The sequence below is a fragment of the Paenibacillus sp. FSL H7-0331 genome (genome assembly GCF_001956045.1).
On sequence record NZ_MRTH01000072.1, the window covers coordinates 1 to 15,573 of the forward strand.

Below are 15,573 nucleotides of genomic sequence, written 5' to 3' on the forward strand. Positions count from 1 at the left end.
TACCTATATTATACAACATTAACGCGGTGCTGTCTTAAACAATTCAGACATAAAGAAGGCTATCGAGACTTTCTCGACAGCCTGAAACCTCCTTTCGGAGGTTCGATGATAATGTTTGGTGGAAACTATCGGGATCGAATCGATGACCTCTTGCATGCCAGTGACGCGCTCTCCCAGCTGAGCTAAACCACCTACTACCAAAAAACAATACTTTGAGCAATTCCGTTTACGAGAGCATATACAAAAGAAGCCCTCGGGTTGATCCCGTAACTTCGGTTGCATTCGTAGCTCAGGTTGTTCAGGTTACTCACCGGTATCACCTTCTCTTCTTGCTTCTTAGGCCATTTTAATAAGATGTCCACAAAACAGGTTACAATTCTATTATGCGAGCTCCATTTTCTAAAGATCCTATATTTACGTTGAACAATAACACAATCTTAGAAAGTGCACATGCACCTTCTAAGATTGTTTGACGATAATGGTAACCTACTTGCTTTTTTGTGCCAGCATATTGAGGAGAACCGTTACAGCCTCAGCTCTTGTAGTGTGGTCTTGAGGCGCGTACTCGTTTGCCCCTTTTCCTTGTACAATGCCAGCTTGCTTCACGTAAGCAACACTGCCCTTTGCCCACGCTGGAATGCTCCTATCATCTGCAAAGCCCGTTGCGACATTGGCTTCGCTTTGCTGACCTCGTGCATTGGCCAATAAAACGGCCATCTCAGCACGTGTAATTTCTGTATCAGGACGGAAACTTCCATCCTCATATCCGTAAATAATTCCTGCTTGTACCGCCTGCGCGACCGCTTTCTGCGCCCAGGTTCCGATCTTCGCTGTGTCGATGAAACTCAGCTTCGTTCCTTCTCCTTGCAGTTTCAATGTGTTCATCAGCATCACGGCAAATTCCGCGCGCGTCACGGTGTGATTCGGCTTAAACGTCCCATCTGGATAGCCTGTAACGATTGCACCGCTTACCGCGTGCTTGATGTTGGCCTCTGCCCAGTGTCCCATAATATCCGTAAAGGTGAGACTCGGTTTCGGTTCTGTTGAAGCCGTTTCGCTTACCGCGAATACCGCAAATTTCGTAAAGTGATTAACTTCTACCGTTATGGTCGAGCCGTTAACCTTGCTGCCCTCGACTTCCACCCATACGTTCTTTATTTCGTCATAGTAGAATATGGCTGCCCTTTGAAGGCTGCTTACACTTTCAGGATCAAAAGTTAAGGTTAGCGTGACCGGTTTATTGAAATTGTCCGGGAAGTTTTTCATAATCTCAAAGATCGAACTAACTAGAACGTCTTGATTCATGAGTAGACTTTGTATGTCCAGTACTTTATCTATTGTGATCTTCAATTCTTTGTCCGTTACATCGGTAGGGATAACGATCGTGATCCCCTCTCCCAAACTCACCATGCCATTTTTGCCAATAGGAAGCGTTAATATACCATCCGTGGAGGTCAGCGTATTGTCACTTGAGGAGGTTGATCCACCGCTGTTATTGCTACTACTATTGTTATTGGAGAATGCCCTCGGTGTGACTTCATTAGAGACATCGGATGGAGCACTGCTGCCCTCACTATTGATCGTTTTCACCGTAAACGTATAAGTCAAACCATTCGACAAGCCTGTTATCGTAATCGGGCTTGTTGTTCCTGTTACGATGGTGTTGCCAGGTGTTGTTGTTACCTCATACCCCGTGATCGCACTTCCGCCATTATCGGAAGGATCGTTAAAGCTGATGATAGCCTGACTGTTGCCTGCAGCTGCGGTTATGCCAGTCGGAGCCCCCGGAACGGTCTTTGGCATCGCGCTCACAATGTTGGAAGCCGCACTTTCTCCTCCCGCATTGATCGCCTTCACGACAAAATAGTACGTCGTGCCGTTGGTCAAGCCTGTCACCTTGTAGCTGTGAACTGAGCCGCTCACTGTGGCTACTTCGGTTCCATTTGTTGATGAATTCACACTTTTGTAGACTCGATAGCCTGTGGAATCGTTAACCGGCTTCCACGTGAGTGCCACCTGGGCATTGCCTGTTACAGGTGTTTCTAACACCGGTGATGTTGGTATTGGACCTTGAGGTGTTGCGCTCACAATGTTGGAAGCCGCACTTTCTCCTCCCGCATTGATCGCCTTCACGACAAAATAGTATGTTGTGCCGTTGGTCAAGCCTGTCACCTTGTAGCTGTATACTGAGCTGCTAACTGAGGCCACTACGGCTCCATTTGTTGATGAATTCACACTTTGGTAGACTTTATACCCTGTAGAATCGTTGACCGGTTTCCATATGAGTACTACCTGGGCATTGCCTGCTACAGGTATCTCAAACACCGGAGCTGTAGGTGTGGGAGCTTGTGGTATTGCAATCACTTCATTGGAAGCTTCACTTAATCCGCCTGGATTGCCAGCTTTAATGATAAAATAATAAGTCGCACCATTGTTCAAGTTTACTGCATCGTACTTGTATACGGAGCCGCTTACGGTCGCAATCTTGCTACTATATTCACCCGATTTAGTGCTAACAAAGATATGATAATTCGTCACATCATCCATCGGTACCCAACTAAGGCGCACTTGCGCATTACCGGGAACTGCGGACGTTACTTGGGGTGCTCCTGGTGTTGATATTTGCGGCACCACTAACAGTTCATTGGAAACATCACTTTCTCGTTCAGCACGAACTGCCTTAATGACGAAGTAATAGGTAGTACCGTTACTAAGCTCTTCTGCCTTGTAGGTATAGACATTATCTCCAACAGTTGCAATTGGAGAACCATATGAACCAGCTGATGTACTGGAATAGATGCGATAATTCGTAGCCCTTTCGACCTTACTCCAGCTCAGGTTTACATAACCATTTCCGGCTATTGCCGATTGCAATTGAGGCTTGTTAAGTTCAGCCACATTAACAGTCGCCGTTGCTTTGAATTCACCATTTGCGGTTTTAGCCGTGATGGAAGCTACGCCTAGGCCAATCGCAGTAACAAGCCCACTGTTATCGACGACAGCAACATTTGCATTGCTTGAAGACCATTTCACTTTGTTGTTCGTGGTATTTGCTGGCATTACCACAGCCGTCAATGGCTCCGTTTCACCAGGGAGAAAGACAAGAGCTGTTTTGTTCAAAGTAATGTTTTCTGGAAACACTTCTGGACCATAGACTTCAAACTCCCAGACGGAATAACCATATTGCGTAGCCCTTACGGTTCCGTACATTCTTACGTATCGGGCATCGGTCTGATTAAAAGTTATTTTCTCATATAAACCTTTACCAGTGGTTGTATTATACACGTTATTCCAGGTTTGCAAATCATTCGATACCTGAATTTGATAGCTTTTGGCGTAGGCAGTTTCCCAGTAAAGCCGTACCTCGTTAATAGATTTAATTGCTCCCAAATCCACATAAATCCATCCTGGGTCGATGCCTCGTTTGGAACCGAAACGAGTTGACATATCTCCGTCAAATGCCCAAGGAGCGGTATCCACTGTACTGTCATTGGAAGAAGCGACCGCAGGTTGATTTAGGGCCAAATTCGTCTGTGGCCGAGGTTCCGGATTTTGAATCGGCTTAATGCTGATATCGCTATAATTATCCTTATTCGCGAAATTCATCTCATATAAATTCGTTGCAGGCTCGGTTTTTCCCGGCATGTACACGTTTTCAAACGTTATCCCACTAATGGGTGCATCCGGCAACCCTTTTATTTTGGCAACACCCTCGCCAGCATCACGAACCTTAATATTTTTCACAGTAATTCCAGTGATTGAACCCACGCCCGAATTGCTGCCATTTACCGTGAACAAAGTCATCCAAGCGCTGTTATCTTCGTTGAAGCCACTAATATCTTCGACATCCATATTCTCAAATATTACGTTACTTACAGTGCCAGAGCCATATTTATGATGAATCGCAAATCCGACTGCTGCTTTATAGACGACTCCATCTCTAAAGATAATATTATTCTGATTCTGCATAACCCCTTGGCCAATTTTGAAGCCGTAGCATAAGGTCCATGAGATCGCATCCTCAAAGAGGACATTACTCACAGGCTGTGGATTACCGGGCCAAGGTACTTTTCCAGAAGCAATGTCGGTCGTCTCTTTCCAAGATTTCGTCGAGAACGGATCATCCAGCGCAATCCCGATGGCATTTTTCACCACGACGTTCTGCGATTCGCAGACGTCGATACCATCATTTTCCCCCATGCCCAAACTGTTAAAAAACTTCATATTCGTAAAACTTAGATCATGGGATCGAATAGGTGTAACAGCCCAAGAAGCAGATTCTCTGATGATAATCCCATCCATTTTGAAGTTGGATGTCGCAATGGGCACAACCAGATTATTAATCATCCCTTTTCCATTTATAGATTTATCGGCATATAGGGCTGCGCCGTTCCCATCAATTGTTCCGCGTCCATATAGCTTGATGTTCGTTGAATCAAAAGCTGTGGAGATCCACCAGGTTGCTGGCCTGCCCATTGAATCCTTGTACCAATGTTCTTTATAGTCGGCCGTTTTTCCCGTTCCTATAAATGTTGATCCAGGCTGCATATAAAGCGCTGTATTACTTTTCAAAACCAGATTGCCAATATAATATTGCCCTGCAGGAATGTACACGACACCTTGGACGCTGTTCCCTGCATTTGTACCATAGTGGCTAGCATCGTCAATAGCTTGTTGAATGGCTGCAGTTCTAGCTTCAACCCCCGTTTGACTCCCTGTGGGACTTACTTGATATGGGGATTGCCCTATATTGAATATACCTGCTCCCGTAGATGCGGGTATATCGGTTTCTGCAGGGTCAGCCGCAATGACGAGCCGTGTCTTCCTGCCGTTCATCGTGACAATCAAATATTCGTCTTTCTGCGTGGTGAACGTTAGGGTACGACCAACGATGCTGTCTGGTTGAATTCCAAGTTTCTTTGGGCTAATCTCGTACTCGTGAACTTTGTCCGTGTTTAGAATCGTAACCTCATAGGTAACCGGTCCATTAGACATAGAAAAGTTTGCATAATCATAATCGTCAAAAGCTTTGATTACAGGTATATCCACTCCGTTCGCCTTTAACGTGTAATTGACTGAAGCTGCATACTTCGCTGGTTGGTTGTAGGGAAATATCACTGACTTCGGCACTGCTGTGTCGCTTACAGGTGCTGCTGCAGCCTTCACGCTTGTCGACAGAGGGTTAAAAAGAACCCCTGCTGCAAAAACAACTGTCATGATCACACTGAACAACCGCTTGATTGTTGACATCTTCTCGTTGCCTCCCTTAATAATTTTGAGCTCATCATTGAGATACATGCTTTCGATCATAGGCCAAACTTTGGAATGATAGCGCTTCCCAATCTCGATAATATTCAATGATGGATTCTTCCTTCTTTGCAGACAAATCACTGGTATTGTTCGTCCGACGATTCATTATATCAAGGTTTTCCTTTTGCTATAATGCGGTAAATTCAACTTTAAGGGCAGGAATCTGTAGATAATGAGTATTTATCCCATAAATGAGTTGAATATATCGGACTTAGACATAAAAAAACTGCCATATTTAAAAGGCGTAATAAGCACAAATCCATTCTTACATCACTCAAACCAGTTCAAAAGAGTTTCATAGATCACTGAATATAAAAAGTCATGTGTTCGACTCCGAGATAGCATCCCATACGACGGCTTGGAATAATTGGGTTAGAAGAGTTCACGTTTAACCACCTCCAGCTGATTCAGGAGGTAGTCTACTATATTTTCAGGCTGCTATTTGCAGCAGCTTGGCCGCGTAACCAGCATTTTGAAGGCACCGCGCAGCTCCTACATAATCTAACTACTTGCAGCAGCCGAAGAAGCCAGCTCGGGCATACCTGCCTTTATCTATCAGGAAGTTGCAGTGATCGATCACGCTGCCTTCCCAACTGTCATAGGTTCTGAAACCTCATACTTTTAGTCGTTTGGAACTCTTGTCCAGTCCCTTTGATGCCAAACAGATTATTACCAGGAGCAGCTGCACCCCATCCTGATTCGATAGCGAAAGAGGTCGGCTGTGTATGTCATATTCCGTCCTTGACGTACAGCATCGATAATATCACTCTGCAATATCTCCAATTCTGACAGCTTGACTTCATAGGCGATATCATTCTGTGCTTCGGTCTGTCCGTTACTGCTAAGTCCCTTTTGAGAAATGCGAAGATTTGGCGTATTTTGCATGAATCGCGTTGTTGCAACGAATACTATCGTTATCTATTAATCGTTGTTTTACATATCTTTTAACTAAATATCTATATTTTTCACTTATTTTGGTAAAAAAAATACTTCTCGATCATTTATTTAACGAAGCCGGTTTTGCATCAAATACAAGTGGGTTCTATTGTTAATGCCGCATCTTAACGGCATACGAAGGAAACGAACTATTGATGGATTACTCTGCAACTAAGGGAGGGATCGTTGCTTTCACGCACTCCTTGTCTAAATACTTGCAAACCAAAGGCATATACATTAATGGCGTTGTTCCCGGTACCATCTGGAATCCGCCCATCCCGGCTTCTCTCCCTTCGGATCATGTGGCCAATTGGGGCGCGAAGACTGCAATGAAGCGGGAGGGACAACCTTATGAAATCGCACCCGCTTACGAATAAGATGATGATGGAGCGAACAAAATGACGAATAAAATGATCGATTTTATCAAATACAAAGGGGTTGTATGGAAAATCCCATTAGCTTCAGCATTGTCATGGGAACTCGCGGAGTGGGCTGGCTCCAAACATCCGTACTTAGCCCCTTTGACGGTCATTTTGACTATCCAATTAACCGTCGACAAATCCATACAATTTGCATGGCAGCGTATTTGGGGACCATTGCCGGCGTTCTTTTCACTGTATTCATAGCACCGTATGTCGGCTTAAACGGCTGGAGTATAGGACTCCTCCTTCTCGTTGGGGCTCTCATAGTAATGTGGCTGAAATTGAATCATGCCATTTTTGTTCAAGTTGCTCTAAGCATTTTATTGGTTATGTACTTTCAAAGCAAGATGCCGAGCTACTCCCTTGATCGGATACGCGATACGATTATCGGCGCAGTTATTGCTATAGCGATCCATATCATGATTTTCCCTCCCGATTCCGTTAACAAAGCCCGAAAAAAGATGATACATTTCGCAGATCATTTATCCAACCACTTTATGAACTCTGCACTTTGGGTTAAAGAGGGCTGTTCCTCAAGTAAAACTCAAATCTTGCAAACAAAATTACAAACGTTATTCCAGGAGCTTCATCAAGCGACAACCGAGTTGGATAATGCGGAGCAAAGTTTGCGTTACAAACCGTTAGGAACAAAAAGACGTGCTAGCTTGCAAGAACTAACCCGGCAAATGAAACATCTTCGATCTGGTTATGCCAATCTTGCCGACATGATACAAGTTTTTGCAAATTGGTCGGAAAGCGGCCATTTTGAGAAAGAAAATCAACGAATATGGGCTGTTCATTTAAACATGTTAGCGAACCTTGTAGAGCAATGGAAAAAAGTTTTAGATGATTCGAATGCAGTTAGCTCAGTTTCCAAAGAATCAGCTCTGCAAATTAAAGTGCCTACCCATATGGAGAACTACCAATACCCGCTTGCGTTATATATGAACGCGGAACAAGTTGTTCAAGATTTCCAAAATGCGGATGTTTCCAATAAAATCCTGTAATCATCAGCAGTATCCACATCCATGAACAAGCCCGGGATTGCGAAATCGATGCAAATGCCCGATGATTCTTTTCGGATAAGATGTCTCGCTCCCTGGTCGTTCTGCAATCGTAGGAGCTCCGGAAACATTCGCTGAGCAAAAATAACAGGCGGTCTTGCCAAACCGTCATACCTTGAGGCCACAAAACCGAGATTGGTGTTCTTTTGAAACCTTATAAGCAGCTCATTGATCATCTCTTTTGTAATGAAAGGTTGATCCGCCAGTAATATCATCACGGCTGCCGCTTCCACCGCGAGTGCAGCCTGTACACCGCACCGCAGGGAGTGCGCTTGCCCTACATGCGCTTCGGAACAGCGAATAACGGACCATTTCCGATGGATCGGATTCAGGTAAAATGTATGATCTATCCAATCTGCTGCAACTTCATTGGATACGACCAAAACATAATCCAAATTGGAGCTCAGAGCTGCAGCCAACGCATAATTCCCCAAATTCATTGGCCCCAATGGAAGGCGAAGCTTATTCGAACCCATTCGGGTACTTTGGCCTGCCGCTAAATAAATGCCCACGATATTATTCGGTTTCATGGATAACAACTTCTTGCTTTTTATTTTTTCTAAGTATTAGTTCTGCGACTATACTCACTGCGATTTCCTCCGGCCCCTCTGCTCCAATGGCAAGTCCTATGGGAGAATGAACTTTCATCGGAACCGGCATGCCTGTTAATAAACGTTCGGTTCTACTTTTTGATCCCAAAATGCCGAGATAACAAAGCTGCCGCTCCGCAAGAAGTTGAACCAACTGCTGGTCCCTCCTGAAATTATGAGTCATTACAACTGCATAATCGTAAGGTGTAAAATGCATCATCCCTATTGTTTCCTCCGGAAACCCCAAGATCAATGATTCAGCATCCGGAAAATAACGTAGATCGCATAAGGCGGGTCTCCAATCGGAGACGACAACGGAGTAGCCGGTTGCTGTCGCAAATGCGGCAAGCGGCCTCGCGTCTGGTCCCGCTCCAAATATGATCAGACGCGGTTTGGGATAATAGGTATGGACGAATATGTCCGATTGTATGGATGAGACAAATCCGCTCCTGAGCGAATCTTCAGACGACATCAAGTGTATGAGTGCCTGCGGAAATTCTCCCTGCCATTCCCCGAACAGATGCCTATCTCTGGTCAAGAAACTATAATCGGTAACAGAGCCATCCGAACCGAATCTTTTAACGAGCATGACCTCGACCTGCTGATCCAAATAATTCTTCAATGTACATAAATGATCTGCAAACACATCATGTACCGGCTCCATCGTTACATGAATAACACCGCGGCACCCCGGTTCTTCCCCCCAGGACAGCGGCTCCAATGATTGCATATCGAACACAAAGTTTCGAGAAACGCCTATTTCCAAAATATCCGGCATGCAGGCCGAAAGATGCGCCTCCAAACAGCCGGCGCTTAAAACTCCAATCTGTGTGCCATCTTCCAGAAACAGCATGGAGGTTCCTTCTTTTCGGTATGCGCTCCCTTCTACTTGGGTAATTGTCGCAAGCACGCTTCTTAGTACGGTACGTTGAACGGCTTCCAAAATACGATGTATCTCCTCCAACCTCACCCCTCCTTAGCCTCCCGTAATACTAGGTTCCCAACATTATTTGTTCAGCGTAAAAACGTCCTTCACTGCATTGTGAATCTCTTCATAGGACGTACACCTGCAAATGTTGGATTCCAGCCATACCCTAATGGTATTTTCATCCGCATGCGGGTGTACCTTCCGCAAGCCTTCACAGTTCACAATAAAGCCGGGAGTACAATAGCCGCATTGAAATGCTTGATTCTGAACAAAGGCATTTTGTACCGGTGAGTTCGTCAAACCCTCGATCGTAGTAATTTGTTTTCCATCGGCTTCCACGGTGAGCATAAGGCACGATTTTATGGGTGAGCCTTCTACCAATATCGTACATGTACCGCAGTCCCCATTATCACAACCGGATTTACTCCCTGTCAGTCCGAGAGTGTCTCGAAGTGTATATAATAGTAAATCCGCAGCCCTTACTCGAATAGTTCGCTTCTCACTGTTAACTATGAATTCAACCGGATACATAGCGGAATCACGCAATGACATGCTTCACCTTCTTTCCAATGTATGTACCGCGTCAGCTATCGTTTGCTTAAGCACAAATTTCCGATAAGGTGCGGAACCTTCCGCATTATTTAGTAATGGAGCGGGTAAATTGCCGATCGCTTGTTCAATTCTTACTGGCAAAGGTATTGAGGAATCGTTCAACGCCTGGTCGATCTGGGCGGATCGAAACGGGAATGAGCAGACGCCGCTATATGCGGTATGAATTTGATTATTTTTCTTGAGAGCAGTTACTGTTACGAGAGGATAGCCGATGTATCCAATCTGCCGCTTTTTGAAATGAACGAACGGCAATGATAAATAGCTTCGGTCTGTTAATGTCTGCACTAGAAATTCACCATTGTCCAATCTCATTTGTTGTGAGAAAACTTGGTGAATCGAAGCTTCTCTGATCCCGTTCATTCCCGCTATAACCATACGGCTGTTTGCCAACAAAAGCGGCAGTACGGCCTCCCGATAATAAATTTTGCCGCAAATGTTTCCACCGAGCGTGATTTGATTCCGGGCGGTTTGGTCGGCGGCTCCCTGAGCCGTTTCACTGAGCAGAGGGAACGGATTCGCCGCTGATAATGCCGATAACGAGACGCAAGCCCCGATAATCAGCTCATCGTTCCGCATTTCCAATACATTGCATTCCGGAATGGACTTCAAATCGATAACAGCGCCAGGATGAATGGAATTAGTTCGAGCCCATGTGATGATTTCCGTCCCTCCGGCGTAATATATCGGATTCTTCCCCTGCTTTTGCAGAAACTGAAACCATTCCACAGCTATCTGAACGGAAGATGGTTTGTAGTAGTCAAAGTCAAACGGAATCATGGATCGTCCTCCAGATCATCTCGGGCGTCAAAGGCAAATGATTCAGCTCTACCCCGGCGGCGATGGTCAGGCTATTCGCCAATGCTGCGGGCATGCCAATCAAGCCATGCTCGCCGATTCCACGCAATCCGTAAGGCGCTTCCAAATGAGGGGTCTCGACGAAATCAACGAAGTACTGTGGCTGCTCTCCGTAACGAATCAATTTATAGGTTCGAAATTGCGGATTCAATATGGCGCCTTTATCATTGAACAGGAAAGCTTCCCGGCTGGCAAAACTTAAGCCCATGCTCATAGCCCCTGTGATTTGGCTGCGGGCAAATTCCGGATTGATCACCTTGCCGGCATCGATGACAGTTGCCGCCTTAATGATCTTGTACGTGTATTCTTTCGTATTCAATTCCACTTCTACCGCTTGCGCGCCTACCGTCCATTCCGGACCGGGATTTCCTTTACCGGTTTCTGGGTCCAATAAAGTTAAGTTCCGCATCGCATAGCTCCCGCGCCCGATGACTTGACCGCCGATCGTATTCCCGTTTGGGAATTTGTAGCCGTTTGCGATTTTATCAATTGCGATCCCCCTATCGGGGTGATCTTTTAAAAAAACCTTGCCCGCTCCGACATCCAAGTCTGTCGGTAAGCATTGCAATACGACAGCAGTTATGTTTTTTAACTGTACGATGGCATCGTCGGCAGCATTCAGAATCGCATTCCCAACTAAAAAGGTGCTGCGGCTCGCCACCGTTTTCCAATGATGGGGATCCGTCTCGGTGTTGACTTCAGTAGAGATATGTATCATCCGGTCATCCATACGTAACTTTTCGGCCAACAGTTGCGTCAGCGTTGTCCTCGTGCCTTGACCGATTTCAACAGCGCCGCACAACAAATTAATGCTTCCGTCGGGATTAAATACGATAACAGCTCCCGCTCCGGCATCCGTCGGCGTACTCGAATTTTTCCAAAAACAGCACACCCCTTTTGCCTTAATGAGATGGGTATCGGTTTCCCGCAGCGGGCGGTCGCCCCAATCGATTAATGTTTTCAACTTTGCAATGCACATGGGCAAATCCCCCAAATTACTCCTATCTAGTAAAGTTTGTGTCGGGGACGTATCCCCCGGCCCTATCGCATTATAAAAACGAAATTCCAATGGGTCCATGCCCACTCGATTCGCCAATAAATCGATCGCTCTTTCTATAGCGAACGTCAGTTCAGGATGACCGAATCCTCGAAAAGAAGTGGAATACGGGTGATTCGTATACATGCATAAAGAATCGCAATGAACGTTATCGATCCGATAAGGCCCAGTGCAATCGACAGCTCCCGCCCGACTCATGACCGCCCCCCGATCCGAATACGCTCCACCATCATACAGATGCAAAATTTCGGCGGCCATTAATTTCCCGTCATGGTTGCAACCAAGCTTGATTTTGGCATCCAGTCCGATATGGACGGGAGAAGAAATCATGTCTAGCTCCCGGGAGTTCACCAATTTTACAGCTTTTCCGCCAACCGCACGGGAAGCCAGGTATGCAAGAAACTCCATTTGAATCGCGGCTTTTCCACCGAAACTGCCGCCGACCAAGGGCGTGTGTACGATCACTTTATGAAGCGGAATATGAAACGATTGGCTGATTGCTCTTCGGATAATATATGGCGATTGTGAAGCGGAATGGATAACCACTTTCCCGTCGGGCATAATTTCTGCTGTGCTGCATCGCATTTCCATTGCGGCGTGATCCGATTGCGGTAAAGTAACCTCGACTTCAACGGTATGATCGCTATTCCTCCATCCTTCCTCCATATTCCCCTTGCGTATTTTTGTTCGGTTCGCGATGTTGGTTCCCGGCTCCGGGTAAACCTCTTCGTGCCGCTTGTACTCGGCAAGATGCTCATGAACGAGCGGAGCATTTTGCTGATAAGCTTCCCTTGGAGAAAGGACGACCGGTAAAAGCTCGTAATCCACTTTGATGCGGGTTGCCGCCATCTCTGCTATATATTCTTGTTCTGCAACAACAAGGGCGACGGGCTCTCCATAATATCTTACTTTGTCTTTTGCGATTGGTGGACGATCCGCCAGAGGCGACCCGGTTAACATCGGGTAATATTGGCCTGTTATGACCGCTCTTACACCCGGAATTTTCATGGCTTCGGACGAATCGATCGCTTTTATTTTAGCGTGAGCATGGGGGCTGATAGCTATTTTTACATGTAATAGCCCTGGTGTCGAAATATCATTCACATATTTGGCGGTCCCTGTAACTTTTTCCCATGTTTCCTTTCTGGGAATGCTTTTACCAACCGAGTGACTGATCATGACCCCCTCCTATTTCAATAAGAGCCTTACAACATTCAACTACTTCATAGCCTATGTATATACAAGATTTGTTGTCCTTATTATTTAATTTAATGAATGATCTTCCAATATGGGGACAACCTACATCATAAATTGAAAAATAGTTATTTATGGAGATCGAAAATGCGAAACCTACATGACCTTCTACGACGTTCCATTATAGTTCATATACTGATTTTGACCTTGACTGAAGGATTGACTCACTCCCATGCCTACGCCGACCCACCACTTCCGATTGTCGCTGACCAAGGAAGAATTTACACTATAGAAATTAACCCTCAACGTCATCAATTAGTGGTACGTGTACAAGGACAGAAATTCAAAACATATCCCATTGCCGTTGGTAATCCGTCCACTCCTACCCCTGTTGGAGAATACCAAATTGTATATAAGGGGAAAAATTGGGCTCCTTCCTTTGGTCCTCGTTGGCTGGGTTTAAATGTCCCTTGGGGAATTTACGGAATTCACGGCACAAACAGGCCGTACTCCATTGGGCAGCATTTGAGCCATGGTTGCATTCGGATGCGTAATAGCGATGTGATTGAATTATTTGAGATAATTCCACTTGGTACAATAGTCAAAATTAATGGACATGTATTGGGGGACCCGAATCATGAACCAAGGACTTTAGCGGAGGGTGATGTCGGAGGAGACGTGCAATTGATTCAATCCCGTCTGAAGAGTGCTGGATACTTTAAGGGGATATGTAACGGCAAATTCCGTTCAGACACAACCGCTACCGTAAAACAATTTCAACGGTATCACCACTTGGCATCTAACGGTGTCGTTTCGGTAAAAGTGTATCATAAATTAGGATTATTGGAATGAAGAAAAAATCGCGATAACCGAATTCATATTGGGAGATGAGTTATGGATACTATTTGGCAATACTCCATCAGGACGTTGTTAGGCTTTATCCTTTTATTGTTATTAACGCGTATATTGGGAAAAAAACAATTAAGTCAAATGACATTTTTTACATATATTACGGGAATCGCTCTTGGGAACATTACTGGTGAGATGGTTTTAAATAAAGAAATTAAAGTAGTCGCTGGTATCACTGCTATGACAATGTGGACATTGCTGACGATAATTATTGAGCAAATAAGTCTTGATGTGTTTTTTGCGGAGCTCCAAAGTGATGGAAGTATTTATTTGGATAAAAAGTCACCTCACTAAAAAAGCTTAAAGTAAGTATATCAGTTGCTTAAGCAAATTTCTCTGAACATTCTTGGCTCATGAATAAAACTCAGGTTTCTTCAACAAATAAACATGTCCTAACATTTAGACATGTTTCTGGAATCCGGTTATTTACTTAAAGATATTTGGAAATTGTTTGACGATCCCTTCTGTAAACGCATCAGCCATCACCAACGCCTGTTTCTCAATCCGATCGTATTCTTCGATATCGGATTTGTAATTTTTAGAAAGTCTGAAAACTGCTTCATCTTTTGTCATTCGTAAATGCTCATGGAGCATGTTCGTCAAGGCTGATTTAGGCCAGTTGGGGTTGATACTGTTAAGAAAAGCAGCTATTTCATCCGCATTGGCATACCAGTTTTTCTCCGCTTCAGCGGCTGCCCGGCTATTGCCAGCCTTGGCTGCTTTAACAAGTTGTGCGGCCAATACAAGATGCTCTCTAAATAAACCGCTGAATCGTTTAGCTATCTCTTCCCCGTAGTAATGTTTAAACACATTGGCCATATCAGGAGGATTGCGGAGGAGATCTCTGCAATGCTTATGATAAGCATCCTCGTCCAAGCAACGTGTTGTTCCCAAAGCGTTCGGAAAGCTTGGTTTAATTCTACTTCTGCATTACCGATACATACAGATTTTGAGGTGAAACAGATTCATATCTCAAGAATGGCACTACTGGTTGTGCATAAGGATTGTAATTACTTTGACCATAGTTTGAGCGAAATGGATATACCGGATGATCATTTAGAGAACGAAAATAGGATTGAAAATGTGGATATGGTATCCATGTTGTTGCATAGTACATGTGATGGTTCCTCCCTAAAAATAGTCATTCACCTACTAAAGCATATGAGATGGAGGTGTGATTTGTTTGGGCTTTTGAAAATATAATGGCTACTCTCTAATTATGGCCACTTATTTTGAAAGCGACCATCACAAGGAGGGATATTGACTGACCATACTAAATTGAACAACAGCCGAGAATTTAATTCAACTTATCCGGCAACAATAATTGCTGTCCGGGTAAATAATTTATCGTGGTTACTATTATGTTTCAAGTGTGGATGCTTCCCTTCTTGGGATTGCCATGCATGCTAAATTCCATTAGGAGGTGTTACCAATGAGTAACAGTTTAGATGCCATTCGAGCAGATCAACAAAACTTTCTCGATGATACGGAAGATGAAGTCAAGGAACTACCGGCCACAACAGACGTAAACGAAGCCGTTGAAGCTATTACAGCCCACATCAACAAATATGATGTTAATGAAGAAAAAGAATAAGTATTAGTTTCCAAGAGGCTGTCCCAAACTAACATGGCCTGACGGCCACCACCATGAATGAAAATGTCTTGGCTTGTGAATCTGTATGTTCCATAATGGAAC

The 15,573-nt window shown here is 44.7% G+C and carries 14 protein-coding genes and 1 pseudogene; 7 read left to right on the forward strand and 8 right to left on the reverse strand.

The annotated features are described in order from the left end of the window. Positions 1-486: 486 nt before the first annotated feature. Both BK127_RS40095 and BK127_RS44320 read right to left on the reverse strand, forming a co-directional pair. Positions 487-5,250, reverse strand: a complete 4,764-nt coding sequence (locus BK127_RS40095; protein WP_144026708.1) for a fibronectin type III domain-containing protein — start codon at positions 5,248-5,250, stop codon at positions 487-489. Between the two features lie 729 nt (positions 5,251-5,979). Next, complete coding sequence (locus tag BK127_RS44320; protein ID WP_179097793.1) at positions 5,980-6,195, reverse strand: hypothetical protein; 216 nt, start codon at positions 6,193-6,195, stop codon at positions 5,980-5,982. 206 nt (positions 6,196-6,401) lie between these two features. Between BK127_RS44320 and BK127_RS45960 the strand changes: the two are divergent. From BK127_RS45960 to BK127_RS40105, 4 genes and pseudogenes are all read left to right on the forward strand, one after another. After that, a pseudogene (locus BK127_RS45960) lies at positions 6,402-6,452 on the forward strand (hypothetical protein); the annotation flags it as partial. Positions 6,453-6,461: 9 nt separating this feature from the next. Next, on the forward strand, positions 6,462-6,623 hold the full coding sequence (locus BK127_RS40100) for a hypothetical protein (protein WP_372237417.1): 162 nt from the start codon (positions 6,462-6,464) through the stop codon (positions 6,621-6,623). A gap of 33 nt (positions 6,624-6,656) precedes the next feature. Further along, positions 6,657-6,872, forward strand: a complete 216-nt coding sequence (locus BK127_RS45340) for an aromatic acid exporter family protein (RefSeq protein ID WP_256711670.1) — start codon at positions 6,657-6,659, stop codon at positions 6,870-6,872. Beyond that, positions 6,821-7,675 carry an aromatic acid exporter family protein gene (locus BK127_RS40105; RefSeq protein WP_341165458.1) on the forward strand — a complete coding sequence of 285 codons (855 nt, stop codon included), beginning with the start codon at positions 6,821-6,823 and terminating at the stop codon, positions 7,673-7,675. The genes BK127_RS45340 and BK127_RS40105 overlap by 52 nt, the downstream gene beginning before the upstream one ends. On the opposite strand, the gene BK127_RS40110 is transcribed toward BK127_RS40105, so the two are convergent. Genes BK127_RS40110 through BK127_RS40130 form a run of 5 tightly spaced genes read right to left on the reverse strand, consistent with a single transcriptional unit; the run spans position 7,633 to position 12,953 of the window. Continuing rightward, positions 7,633-8,262: a nucleotidyltransferase family protein gene (locus BK127_RS40110; RefSeq protein ID WP_076238261.1), complete on the reverse strand. Its 630-nt coding sequence runs from the start codon at positions 8,260-8,262 to the stop codon at positions 7,633-7,635. The two genes, BK127_RS40105 and BK127_RS40110, sit on opposite strands and share 43 nt — an antisense overlap. Beyond that, positions 8,249-9,286, reverse strand: coding sequence for an XdhC family protein (locus BK127_RS40115; protein WP_076238262.1), 1,038 nt, complete (start codon positions 9,284-9,286; stop codon positions 8,249-8,251). Before BK127_RS40115 ends, BK127_RS40110 begins: the two co-directional genes overlap by 14 nt. A 42-nt stretch (positions 9,287-9,328) precedes the next feature. Then, entirely contained in the window at positions 9,329-9,802 is a 474-nt protein-coding gene (locus BK127_RS40120) for a (2Fe-2S)-binding protein (RefSeq protein WP_083689953.1), read from the reverse strand. Positions 9,803-9,805: 3 nt separating this feature from the next. Beyond that, a complete protein-coding gene (locus tag BK127_RS40125; RefSeq protein WP_076238263.1) occupies positions 9,806-10,639 on the reverse strand; it encodes an FAD binding domain-containing protein in 834 nt (277 codons plus the stop codon). Further along, positions 10,626-12,953, reverse strand: a complete 2,328-nt coding sequence (locus tag BK127_RS40130; RefSeq protein ID WP_076238264.1) for a xanthine dehydrogenase family protein molybdopterin-binding subunit — start codon at positions 12,951-12,953, stop codon at positions 10,626-10,628. The genes BK127_RS40125 and BK127_RS40130 overlap by 14 nt, the downstream gene beginning before the upstream one ends. A 162-nt stretch (positions 12,954-13,115) precedes the next feature. Between BK127_RS40130 and BK127_RS40135 the strand changes: the two genes are divergently transcribed. Continuing rightward, complete coding sequence (locus BK127_RS40135; RefSeq protein ID WP_076238265.1) at positions 13,116-13,820, forward strand: L,D-transpeptidase family protein; 705 nt, start codon at positions 13,116-13,118, stop codon at positions 13,818-13,820. A gap of 42 nt (positions 13,821-13,862) precedes the next feature. After that, a complete protein-coding gene (locus tag BK127_RS40140) occupies positions 13,863-14,171 on the forward strand; it encodes a DUF421 domain-containing protein (protein WP_076238266.1) in 309 nt (102 codons plus the stop codon). 132 nt (positions 14,172-14,303) lie between these two features. Here BK127_RS40140 and BK127_RS40145 read toward each other — a convergent pair whose 3' ends face one another. Continuing rightward, on the reverse strand, positions 14,304-14,696 hold the full coding sequence (locus BK127_RS40145; RefSeq protein ID WP_256711669.1) for an acetylglutamate kinase: 393 nt from the start codon (positions 14,694-14,696) through the stop codon (positions 14,304-14,306). A 613-nt stretch (positions 14,697-15,309) separates the two neighbouring features. On the opposite strand from BK127_RS40145, the gene BK127_RS44325 reads away from it, so the two are divergent. Next, a complete protein-coding gene (locus tag BK127_RS44325) occupies positions 15,310-15,471 on the forward strand; it encodes a hypothetical protein (RefSeq protein WP_179097794.1) in 162 nt (53 codons plus the stop codon). Positions 15,472-15,573: the final 102 nt, after the last annotated feature.